13 protein-coding genes and 1 other RNA gene are annotated in these 11,370 nt (G+C 37.5%); 2 read left to right on the forward strand and 12 right to left on the reverse strand.

All coding sequences use genetic code 11. The features are described from left to right. Window positions 1–31 precede the first annotated feature (31 nt). Both Q0198_RS08605 and Q0198_RS08610 read right to left on the reverse strand, forming a co-directional pair. Window positions 32–619: a UPF0323 family lipoprotein gene (locus Q0198_RS08605; RefSeq protein WP_297897014.1), complete on the reverse strand. Its 588-nt coding sequence runs from the start codon at window positions 617–619 to the stop codon at window positions 32–34. Continuing rightward, a complete protein-coding gene (locus tag Q0198_RS08610; RefSeq protein ID WP_297897016.1) occupies window positions 616–1,254 on the reverse strand; it encodes a helix-turn-helix domain-containing protein in 639 nt (212 codons plus the stop codon). Before Q0198_RS08610 ends, Q0198_RS08605 begins: the two co-directional genes overlap by 4 nt. A gap of 278 nt (window positions 1,255–1,532) precedes the next feature. Here Q0198_RS08610 and Q0198_RS08615 point away from each other — a divergent pair, with 278 nt between their 5' ends. After that, window positions 1,533–2,156: a TetR/AcrR family transcriptional regulator gene (locus Q0198_RS08615; RefSeq protein WP_297897019.1), complete on the forward strand. Its 624-nt coding sequence runs from the start codon at window positions 1,533–1,535 to the stop codon at window positions 2,154–2,156. Window positions 2,157–2,482: 326 nt separating this feature from the next. After that, the gene (locus Q0198_RS08620; RefSeq protein ID WP_297897021.1) at window positions 2,483–3,823 is read left to right on the forward strand and encodes an FAD-dependent oxidoreductase; all 1,341 of its coding nucleotides are present in this window, start codon (window positions 2,483–2,485) and stop codon (window positions 3,821–3,823) included. A gap of 319 nt (window positions 3,824–4,142) precedes the next feature. Here the strand turns inward: Q0198_RS08620 and Q0198_RS08625 are convergent, their stop codons facing one another. The 10 genes from Q0198_RS08625 to Q0198_RS08670 all read right to left on the reverse strand — a co-directional run bounded on the left by Q0198_RS08625 (window position 4,143) and on the right by Q0198_RS08670 (window position 11,045). Beyond that, on the reverse strand, window positions 4,143–4,562 hold the full coding sequence (locus tag Q0198_RS08625) for a hypothetical protein (RefSeq protein WP_297897023.1): 420 nt from the start codon (window positions 4,560–4,562) through the stop codon (window positions 4,143–4,145). After that, window positions 4,546–5,028, reverse strand: coding sequence for a hypothetical protein (locus Q0198_RS08630; protein ID WP_297897024.1), 483 nt, complete (start codon window positions 5,026–5,028; stop codon window positions 4,546–4,548). Before Q0198_RS08630 ends, Q0198_RS08625 begins: the two co-directional genes overlap by 17 nt. Before the next feature lie 178 nt (window positions 5,029–5,206). Beyond that, window positions 5,207–5,470 (reverse strand): hypothetical protein, encoded by a 264-nt coding sequence (locus tag Q0198_RS08635; protein ID WP_297897026.1) that lies wholly within the window; start codon window positions 5,468–5,470, stop codon window positions 5,207–5,209. A gap of 14 nt (window positions 5,471–5,484) precedes the next feature. Next, the gene (gene mutL, locus Q0198_RS08640; protein ID WP_297897029.1) at window positions 5,485–6,579 is read right to left on the reverse strand and encodes a DNA mismatch repair endonuclease MutL; all 1,095 of its coding nucleotides are present in this window, start codon (window positions 6,577–6,579) and stop codon (window positions 5,485–5,487) included. Between the two features lie 19 nt (window positions 6,580–6,598). Beyond that, on the reverse strand, window positions 6,599–7,156 hold the full coding sequence (locus Q0198_RS08645; RefSeq protein WP_297897031.1) for a hypothetical protein: 558 nt from the start codon (window positions 7,154–7,156) through the stop codon (window positions 6,599–6,601). Between the two features lie 21 nt (window positions 7,157–7,177). After that, a complete protein-coding gene (gene mvaD, locus Q0198_RS08650) occupies window positions 7,178–8,161 on the reverse strand; it encodes a diphosphomevalonate decarboxylase (protein ID WP_297897034.1) in 984 nt (327 codons plus the stop codon). A gap of 20 nt (window positions 8,162–8,181) precedes the next feature. Further along, the gene (gene mvk / locus Q0198_RS08655; RefSeq protein ID WP_146959467.1) at window positions 8,182–9,087 is read right to left on the reverse strand and encodes a mevalonate kinase; all 906 of its coding nucleotides are present in this window, start codon (window positions 9,085–9,087) and stop codon (window positions 8,182–8,184) included. 168 nt (window positions 9,088–9,255) lie between these two features. After that, window positions 9,256–9,593, reverse strand: a transfer-messenger RNA (tmRNA) gene (gene ssrA / locus Q0198_RS08660). Window positions 9,594–9,669: 76 nt separating this feature from the next. Then, window positions 9,670–10,185, reverse strand: coding sequence for a small multi-drug export protein (locus Q0198_RS08665; RefSeq protein WP_146959465.1), 516 nt, complete (start codon window positions 10,183–10,185; stop codon window positions 9,670–9,672). Between the two features lie 185 nt (window positions 10,186–10,370). Then, the gene (locus Q0198_RS08670; RefSeq protein ID WP_297897041.1) at window positions 10,371–11,045 is read right to left on the reverse strand and encodes a cupin domain-containing protein; all 675 of its coding nucleotides are present in this window, start codon (window positions 11,043–11,045) and stop codon (window positions 10,371–10,373) included. Window positions 11,046–11,370 lie beyond the last annotated feature (325 nt).

Consider the following 11,370-nt stretch of genomic DNA (forward strand, 5'->3'; position numbering starts at 1 on the left):
GCGCAGAGCCGCCGTATACTTCAAAGCGCGCTTAACCGCCGAAAAATCCGCCGCTCTTGCCGCTCTTGCTTCCGCCGAAAAACCCGCTCTTGCCGCTTCGCGCTTTGGCGTTTTGCTGCTTTGCTTGATTGAAGCTATCGACGCTTCTGGAGTAGGCACTCGGGCTTTTGTAGGCGGTTTGGCGCTGGCTTTGATAGGCGGGGTTGTTAAACAGCTTGCCGCCGATCCACGAGCCGATGATGGCGCCCGCGGCGCTTGCCAAGATCGCTTCGCCCAGGCTCATGCCGCCGCTGCTAAGCTGCGCATTTTGGTTTGTTAAATTTGAAGTGCCGGCGTCGATTTTAGCGTTTTCCTCGGCTAGAAGGGCTTTGGTCTCCTCATCGCTTAAAATTCTCTCCGTGCCGTCGAGCGATTTTAGGATGATCTGGGTCTTTTCGCTCGGAAATTCCTCTAAAATTTTATATTTTCCCGGCGCGATCTCTTCGAGCCTAACGAGCGCGCCCTCCTGCAAGCGGACGTTTTGCTCCTGCTCCTTGTCGTCGCAGCCCGCTAGCGAGCCCGCCATAACGAGACCGAAGCCCCCTGCTAGCGCGTATGCCGCGATTTTGCGTAGTTTCATTTAGATCCTTTCAGTGATTTTATATCTAAGCTTTGATTTATTAAAAGCTCGTTTCCCTCGACGCGGATAAGCTCGCTCTTGCCGATATTTTCGATGATTAGGCTTTGCGCTTTGAGGCGCTTTTTGCGTTTGAGCGATTTTACGAATTTTGCAAGGCTCGTCCATTCGCTACGATCGAAGGTTTTTTCTTTGATTTCGACATCATAGGGTTTGGCTTCGCGGCTTTTGTTCGAAAGCAGCGGTTTGTCGAAAAACGACAAAAAATACCTGAGCTTCTCATCGCGCTCTTTATACATCAGCTTGATTTCATCTTTCGAGGCGATTAAAATTTCCTCTTTTTCTTTGTGAAGCCTGTCCTTATCGCTTTGCAGCGCTTCGATTTTACCTTTTAGCTCGGAGATTTCTTTGATGAGATAGTCGATGAAGCTTTGAGTGCCCGCCCCGCCGCCAGTACGCGTGCTTTTTGCAGAGCCTTGCGAAGCGGGCTCGCTTTGTTGCATTTCATCATCTAAAAGCACGTAGCGTACGCCGCCGCTTTCCTCGGCGCGCAAGGAATTTCTGCGGATGCGGTTATAGACGGCTTCTTTTGAAATTCCTAAAATTTCGGCTGCTTCGCCGATCGAGACTTTTTTCATACAAAGATGCCTTTTAGCGTTTTAAGTAATTATTGCTAAATTTGCCTAAAATAGGCATTAAACACTTCGTTTACAAAGATAGATTCCGCCTTGCCGCAGCCGGCGCGCGATAAAATTCCGCTCGCTTGCGCCTGCGCGATATAAAATTTCGCTTCGCTCGCAAAGCCGCGCAAATTATTTTTTTGCTAAGCTTTTAGAATTTTAGCCCAATAATGTTGCTTAATTAAGTATATTTTTTATACACTTATAAAAAATTTTAGTATTTCAAAGGAGGCGAAATGCCCGAATCGCCTAAATATAAAAAATCCGAAATTCGCTGCAAGCTCATTTTAGACGCGGCGCTGGAGCTGTTTTTAGCCAAAGGCTACGAGGCTACGAGCTTAAGCGATATTATCGAGCTTAGCGGTGGCTCGCTATCGTCGGTTTATAAGTATTTTGATAACAAAGAAAGCCTATTTTTGCGCATCATCGAACTGCAAAGCAAAAAGCTCGATGAGCGCATGAACGAGCGCATGCGAATTAATAAAGACCTAAAATTGCGTGAGTATCTGCAGGAGTTTGCAGGGATTTATCTGGAGTTTCTTTTCGCTCCGGAAGCGATAAAATTCTACCGGCTGATACTTTTCAGCGGCTTTAACGGAGCGCTTAGCGAGAGCCCAAAAATCTTTTTAAAAAGCGGCGTGCTAGGTTCGCCGAATGCGCTGGATGAGTATTTGGCGGCGCATGCGGACGAGTTTGCGCCCGGACGCACGGCAAAAAGCCTAGCGCTATATTTTTGCTTTTTACTTAGAGAGCCGCATTTTAGTAGGTTGCTGTTTTTCGACGAAAAGCTAAATTTCAAAGCGAGCGAGCTAATCAAGGACCGCATCGATATGTTTTTGCTCGGCGTAAAAAAGCGCTAGTGGCGGATTTTACAGCGCAAATTCTGCGTTTTTCGCGCCTTTAAATTTTATGAGCGGTTTGGGGCTTAGAATTTGATTCTATCCGTTACCAAGCGCTATAAAGTGCCGCATATCCCGCGCTTAAAGTTCTAATTCTATCGGCGCAGAATTTTTAAAACGATTAGAGTCAAAATTTTTATTTTCCGTATTAAATTCTGTGCCGAAGTTAGAATTTCGTCGCGAAATTTCGCGCCTCTTGTCTGCGCCTTTAAATTTGCGCCGCTTAGATTTTAAATTTAATAAAACCTCTTATAATCCCGCGAAATTTCAGATCAAAAGGATAAAAAATGGATTATGATATCATCGTAATAGGCTTTGGCAAGGCGGGCAAAACCCTTGCCGCAAAATCCGCCGCGCTAGGCAAAAAGGTCGCTCTCATCGAGCGCTCTCCGCAGATGTACGGCGGCACCTGCATCAACGTAGGCTGCATCCCGACCAAGCGGCTAATTACCGCGAGCAAGGAAGCAGGCTTCGTAAATTTCAGCGTGCTCGGAGAGTATTTCGTACTGAGTATGCAGAAAAAGGACGAGCTCGTAGAGGCGCTGAGGGCGAAAAATTTAGCCATGCTAAAGGGAAGCCCAAATATCGACGTAATCGACGGCGAGGGCTCATTTACGAGCGCGAATTCCGTGCGCGTGCTAAGCCCTGACGGACAAACGCGTGAAATTTCGGCAGAAACGATCGTCGTAAATACGGGCTCGAGGGAGGTCGAGCCTAGCTTTGAGGTAAGCTCAGGGGTCGCTTATAGCAGCGAAGAAATTTTAAATTTAAAGATCCTGCCGAAGCATCTAGTAATCATCGGCGGCGGATTTATCGGGCTTGAGTTTGCCTCGATGTTTGCGGGGTTTGGCTCTAAAGTCAGCGTGCTGATGCGATCAAAATTTATGAAAAACGAGGATGAGGACGTGGCTGCCAGCGTCAAATCCGCTCTGCAGGCCCAAGGCGTGGAGATTATCGAGGGCTGCGAGTTTTTGAGCTTAAAGGGCGGGGAGCTAAAATTTAACCTCGCGGGCGAGAGCAAGGCAGTCGCGGCGGATGCGTTTTTATACGCCCTTGGTCGTCGCGCGAATACGAACGATCTAAATTTAGCCGCTGCGGGGGTGCAGACGGACGCGCACGGCAATATCATCACGAATGAGCATCTGCAAAGCTCGACTGCTGGCATCTACGCAGCAGGCGACGTGCGCGGCGGCGAGATGTTTACCTACACGAGCCTAGACGATTTTAGGATAATTTTTAGCGCGCTTTTCGGAGACGGCGCGCGCACTACGAAAAATCGCACGCCGCATGCAAGCGTGCTGTTTACCCACACACCGCTAGCTCGCATCGGCCTTAGCGAGAGGCAGGCAAGAGAGAGTGGGCGCGAGATCAAGGTGCTGAAGCTTTCGATGGCGGCGGTGCCGGGCGCCAAGGTCGTAGCGCACGACGAGGGAATGATGAAAGCGGTCGTGGACGCAGCTAGCGGCGAAATTTTAGGCGCGGCGCTTCACTGCGTAAACGCGCACGAGATCGTTAATGAGCTGGCGATCGCCATGGCGCTGGGTGCGAAGGCGGACTTTTTCAAAAACCAAATTTTTACGCATCCTAGCATTAGCGAAGCGCTGAACGATCTTTTCGGACAGTTTTAAATTTGAAATTTAACGGCGCTCGGGCTTGGCGATGCCCGGGCGCCCTAGCTAGGCAATGTCCTACTCCAAGCGCCCGGAACAAATTGATCGTGAAATTTAATGCGCCGGAGCGGGTTAAATAATTTGAGTCCTTGCCGCCAGTGTCTTTCTTGGTCGCTATAGCTTGGCATGTATCGTCTCATCCGCCGCTTGTAAAAAATAATTTCTAGGTTATCTTGGAATTGTTTTAAAGGAGCTGTGCGTAAAATTCTGTTAGTACCTGCCGCGTTTTATTGTTTAGAATTTCAAAAATTTATACTTTATGGATAGGCTCAAAATTTTATCTATCCCCAAAGATCAAATAGGCTAATTTTTTACTCAAATTCCCATACGCAACTACCCAGTACTCTCTTATGATATTTTTGATTTGTAAGTTATCGTCCAGAAAGTCGGCAAATATTTTAATCCTATCTTTGTCTACCTCGCCTAGCTCTTCATTCTCTTCCTCAAACGAAGCGACAATTAAATGCGACAGAGCAATCTTATCGTGGAAATTTAATGTCTTGTTTTCTAGTAGATTTAGCATAGACGTAATTTTGCCGATGTCTGCTAATTCTAGCTCCCAATCTTGCTCATCTCCCGTCGAATCTAACTCCAAAAGCTTATTTAATTTTATTGCGCTTTCTTTTCTTACGAAATAATCGGTCATTTGTTTTCCCTCATATATGTTTTTACCGCGATACTTAGACAACTGCGCCATCTAGCAGTTTCCTAGAATTTTGCAAAGCCCATACGAAATTTTCGAGCTCTACGCAGTCTTTTAATTCAAATCCAAAATTTAACAAACCTACCGATAGGGCGTCGCCATCTTTTATGACATGCGCTATTAGATTGCCTTTATGTTCTATACTCACTTTATTCTCATATCTTGTAAATTTAAAGATATTTTTCGAGCATCTTCCGTTTCTTTTTGAAAATTTCTCAAACTGCTCCGCAAAATTCGGTCTTTGATTCCCATCTTTTAGCCATAATCCCCCAGCATATAGCGCCCATATAAGCTCGTAAAAATTGATATTATGCCGAGTCTCGGTAGCAGCGACTAAAAGCTTATTCGTTTCATGGTTGATCTCTATTAAAGCCTCTCTGTCCATATGCCAAATCTCGGCTACTACTTTTTCTCTATCCGGCACGGAGGCAATTAAAAATTCAAATTCATTTTTTATCATATTAAAATCCTATTTTTTGTTTTTTACTACCTAATTTAATTTGAATGTTCTATCGTTCGAGCCTAAATTATATTTATCCCATTCTTTTATGGCGTCCCGCGCCGTACTCTTTACGCGGAATTCCTGTCCTTCTAAATTAAGCACCTATTTTCTCCATAATTCTATTAAATCATCATATCTAAATCAAATTTCTATCCATATCAAATATTTTGGGATAGTTTTTATAGTTTATTTCGATATAGTCGTTTTTTTTAAATTTTGCAGCTCGCGCTGATAAAACTTCTAAAACTACAAATTCAAATCCAAAAAATAGCTCATCCCATCCATCTTCTCCTTCTTCGAGACCTGGATCGCAGCATCCCTCAAAGTCGTCATAAAATCTAACTTTGTATATATTATTTTCATCAAACTCAACGACACCATAATCTTCAGGATTTTTCACTGGATATCCGAATATCATTGCACCAGCATTGTTTGATTTTTCCCCTTTAAAATATCATCAGAAAACAAATCATCTTTTTCCACAGCAACATTTTCGTTAATGTTAATATTTTTCTTTATTAAATCAATATTAGGCTGCCAGTTTTCCCTGTCATTATAGTAAAAAAAGTCATCAATTGCTGATTTTATCTCATTATAAACAATTTTATCATTTGAAAATTTTACTATTTTTTTAGATGGATGAACATTCACATCTATTTCCTTTGGATCAGCATTATAAAAAATAATGGCAAAAGGATATTTTCCCTTCATTAACTTAGTGTAATAGCCATCTATAACAGCTCTCTCAATAGTTGCCGACTTCACATACCTATTATTTACAAAAGTAAACATAAAATCCTTTGAACTTCGTAAAATTTCCACATTTCCCAAATATCCATATTCAAATTTTTTCAAATTTTTTAAAACCGATTTTCCAAATAATTCAAGAATTGTATTTTCAATTCCTTTTCCACTTGTCTTTATCGTACTTTTCCCATCCAGCTCAAGTGAAAATGCCACATTGCTGTTGGAAAGTGCCTCCTTTAGCACAATATCCCTAATTTTTCCATACTCTGTTGACATCTTTCTCAAAAATTTTCTCCTAGCAGGCGTATTATAAAATAAATCCCTAACTTCCATTTCTGTTCCAACATTTCTTGAAACTTCCTCAAACTTTCTCACAACTCCGCCATAACAACCAATTTTGTATCCCATAGGACTATTTTCAGAACGTGTAGTAATCGTAAGTTTTGATACCGCTGCAATAGATGACAGAGCCTCTCCACGAAATCCATAAGTATTTAAGTTAAAAACATCCTCCTTTTCCTTAATCTTAGAAGTGGCATGCCGCTCAACTGACAAAAGCGTATCATCCTTATCCATCCCAGCTCCATTATCATTTACTTTAACATCCACTCCGCCTTTAAAAACCTCTATTTTTATCATCGTAGCCTTCGCATCCAGTGAATTTTCAATCATTTCCTTAATCATTGAAGCTGGATTTTCTACAACTTCCCCAGCGGCAATAATATTTGATACTTTTTCATCTAGTATTTTTATATATCCCACAATTTATCCTCCTTTTTCATCAGTTTTTCTTTTTTAAGAAAAATACAGCCATCACACAAACAATTAATCCAGTAACCGCAGGCATCAACATTGAAAATGCACTCTTGCCAGTTAAAAGATAGCTGTTAAATATTTTAAAAAATGCAGCTGCTATTAAAATTACTAAAAGTAATTTCCAATTTTTTGTCCAAGTTGAAATTATAATAAAAATAAAAAAAATTATAACAGTAAAAAACAAGGCAATTTTATCTATTGTCCATCCACTTTTCAAATAATTTGCTTCAAAATTTAAAAATTTCTCAACTTCAGGATTAGTTGTATTTGGCTTTGAAAACCAAAACATACTCGTAAATAGACAAAAAATAGAGATAGCAATTCCTGAAAATAGCTTTTTATATGCACTCCAGATTATTGGAATAATAAATAATGGTCTGATGTACCAGCTCAATATATTATAATGCCGCTGAAATGCCCATGTAAAAAATATTTCATTATTAAAAAATAAATAAATTAAAATTATTGTCGCAATTCCAAATAATATACCTGTAACTATATCAAATTTTCTTAATTTACCCATTATTCAAAAACCTTTCTAAAATCATAATTTAACAGTTTTACTTACAATAATCTTATACTTTTCTTCAAAAATCTCTGCCAATTTTTCCAAATTCTCTTCTAGACAAAGCACCTTCACATTAGGTCCAGCATCCATCGTAAAATAGCATTTCTCCCCATTATTTCTCAAATTTTTTACAAAATCCATTGCTTCATAAGTTTTTTCATTAAAATATGTAAATGGAGGATTTGCAGTTTCTGTTGTCTTGTGCATTCTAAGAGCATTCTCTTCTGTCAAAGTTCCCACTTTTTCAAAATCATTTTCAGCAAGATATTTTTTCATATTTATAAAATCAATTTCAGACTGCTTTACCCATTCATCAAAATACGTCGAAGTTTTGGCACAAAGTTCCATTCCATTTCGGCTTGAAATTTCCTTTTTATTTTCATTCAGCACAAGTACAATCATCGCCAGTTTCAAATCTGTCCTTACCTCATAAATTTCTCCAGTATCCTTGTCCCAAGCAGCAATAGGTCCAAAAAAGCTTCTCGAAGAAGATCCCGAACCAAATTTTGAAATTTGTGCAAGTTCAGATTGTGTATAGTTTTTTCCAAAAAGTTCATTACAAGCCTTTATTACAGCCGATAAACCGCTCGAACTAGAAGAAAGACCAGCAGCTGTTGGCATATTATTGGTTGTAGAAATTTTTACCTTCTGACTTCTATTTTTCCTAAACAAATCCACAACTTTGCTAATCTTTTCTGTATGTACACTATCCTGCAATTCTCCATTCAAATAAAACAAGTCTGTCATATTCGAGAATTTATCTTTGTAATCTCCATTTTTCATTTCTTTTTCAACTGAAATTTTAATATCCTCACCACTTATAAATTCCATCTCTGTTTCTGTAAACATATCGTTAAGAGTAAGGGAAATACTGCTTGTGGCAGGTATCATTTTTTTCGCATCTTTTTTTCCCCAGTATTTTACAATCGCAATATTAGCATAAGATTTAACTTTTACCATTTTTTCTCCTTTATTTTTTATTAAATTTTCTCTATCCAAATATTTTCAGTTCCATATTTTATCAGGCCAGTTTTTATCTTTTCTACAATTTCCAAATTTTTTGCAAGTGCAATTACACAGCCTCCTAATCCTCCACCAGAAATTTTTGCTCCATTTGCCCCATTTTCAATCGCTGTTTTTACAAATAAATCTGTTTTTTTAATGGTTATGTTCAAATTTTTGAGTTCCGTGTTTGCCTTTGTCATAATTTTTCCTATTTTATCGACCTTTTCTCCTTTGGATTCACTATTTTCAGATAAAATTTTAGCCATTTCATCTGTCAATTCACCTAATTTTTTTAAAGGAACATCAGCTTTGCTCCCTAAATTTTTCACATTTTGAATCGCTTCACTGGTATTCCCATAAATACCCGTATCTGCAATTACAAGATATGCATCAAGATTTAAATCAATGTATGAAAACCCTTTATTTTTTATAAATTTTATAGCTTTGTCACTAAGACAAGTTTTTGCATCCAATCCGCTTGGAGTTTGGTGAGCCACAATTTCTGCTGTATTTACTAATTTTTCTAGTAATTCACCTTCTAAATTTTCTCCAAAATAATCAAATATCGCACGAATTGCCGCAATGCTGACTGCCGCAGAAGAGCCCATCCCACGTTTTTGAGGGATTTGGGAAATTACTCTATACTTTATTTTTACATTTTCTTTTCTTAAATATTTTAATGCAGTAAAAATAGCAACTGAAAGAGTGTCTGTTTCATTACAAAAAAAACTATTTTTTGCCTCTTCCACTACACATTCTATTTCAATTTTTTTCAATGGAATAGCAATAGCAGGATATCCGTAAACGACAGAATGTTCTCCAATTAATATGATTTTGCTATGTGATTTTCCAATACCTATTTTTGTTTCTGCTTCTCTCATTTCACTTCATTCTCCTAATTTTAAATACCATTTTTCTTCTATTTGTTTTTTATATTATCTCATATTTTGACTTTATTTAAAAGAGATAAAAAATTTAAAAAAAGAAAAACGAGCCCAATGACCCGCTTCTTTTAATCTATCTAAAATTTTACCTTTTATTTTCTGTTTTGGTGGAAATGACGGGAATCGAACCCGTGTCCAAAATAGAAAGTCCTTACTATCTTCTACAAGTTTAGTCTATTTAGCGCTTTAACCGTTAGATATTAAACAGACAAAAGTCTAAAGGCGAGATTATAGAATTTCCCTAAATGACATAATCATACATTTAGGTAAGCCATTAAAAATGACATCATCTAATGAGAAAATGGCGTTCCCAAAAGAGATGAGCCGCTATCTTAGGCAGCTAATGCGTAATTATCGTTTCCGATTATTTTTAAATGGGTTTTAAAGCTCCCGCTTACTTGCCGATAATAATCTTTTTATCCTGTCGAAACCAAAACATTCCCTTAATTACTCTAATATTTAACTTTAAATAATTTTACCATAAAAATCTTTATTTTTCAACAGCCTATCTAAAATTTTTTAATGTTTTGGTGCAAAAAAGCTTATTACCCCATAAGATGCCAAAGTCATCACAGTTGCAGCTATTATTACTCCCAATCCAATATAAAAAAACGATTTCTTTCTCTCGAACTGAAGTAATGCCGCAATTAATGCACCTGTCCAAGCACCTGTTCCTGGAAATGGAATTGCCACAAACAGCATCAGTCCAATAAATTCTCCTGTTGCAAGTCCTTCACTACGTTTTTTAGCACGATTTTCTATTTTTTCAATAAATTTTACCAAGATATTACGTCTTTTCATAAATTCAAAAGCTTTTATTGAAAACAACAGGATAAACGGCACAGGAAGCATATTTCCTACAATCGAAACAATCATATTTAAGTACCAAGGCAATCCAATAGCAGCCCCAATCGGTATTGCACCACGAAGCTCAATTATAGGCAGCATTGATATAAGAAATATTCCTATCATCTTATTTAAAAGCGGTGCTCCTATCAAAGTAACTTTTATAAAATTTGTAAAAGATTTCATCATTTTTATTCTTTACTTTCTCCCTTATAGCTTATTTACGTTAATTTTAAGATAACGTATAATCATTTTAATAAATTTTTGTATAAAAAGCTGCATGAAAGTACTTTACTGTACTCATACAACTTTTCATTTAATATATAATTTTCTTAATAAAATTATTGCCTTATAAAAAACAAGGTTACAAATTCTTACTCTTTAACAAGTATTAACAGCATTTTAAAATTTTCTGTTTCAGCTTCTACAGCATGAGGTATATTTGCAGGAAGAACTGCACTTTCACCTTTTTTAACGATAAATGGCTTTCCATCAACATAATACTTACCTTCCCCATCAAGTACGGTAACCAAGGCATCTCCAGGAGCCTTATGCGGATCAAGGCTTTCACCTTTCCAAAAAGACATAATTGTCATTACCAAATTTGGTTTTGCCACTAAATTTTTACTTACAATTTTCCCTTCCTGATATTCAACAACTTCAGCAAGATTAAATGCATTTGCACTTTCTAGCATTTTTAACGTCTTATTTTCCATATTCTTATCTCCTATCTTTTCTCCAATTTCAATTAACTTTAAATTATCTCTTGCTTCAATAGAATAATTATGATTTGCTGTTATTTCAAGAAAATCTCCACTGGAAATTATTTTCTTATTACTTTCAATAAAAATCTCTCCATTACCATTAAAACAGTAATAATAACGATTCCCGAGCATAGCCTCTGCCGTTATTTCCTCATCTTTTGCCAAAGAAAATAAAGAAATATAGCTATTTGGCTGATTTAAGATTCTCATGCTTACAACTTCAGCTTCCTTTGATGTGATAAGTTCATTAAAATTTATTGGTTTTGCCATTTCTATTTTAACCATAAATCCCTCCTTATTGTTGCTTTAAAATAATTTTTAATTATTTTTATTATAGTATAACATATATTTTACAAAATATAAATTGATTTTTCAAAAAGAAAATTTAAAATGATGAAAAGAAAAATAAGAAATTATAGATAAAAAGAAAACCGACTATTTCTAGCCGATTTCCTAAAGTTGATCTTTTTAGAATTTAATTAAATCAATTATTTAGCAATTTTGCTTGCGAAGTATCCTAAAGTTCTGATTAATTGAGAAGTATAAGACATTTCGTTGTCATACCAAGATACTGTTTTAACTAATTGAGCATCTCCATTTTGAACAATTT

It is taken from the genome of uncultured Campylobacter sp. (assembly GCF_938045205.1).
GTDB lineage: Bacteria > Campylobacterota > Campylobacteria > Campylobacterales > Campylobacteraceae > Campylobacter_B.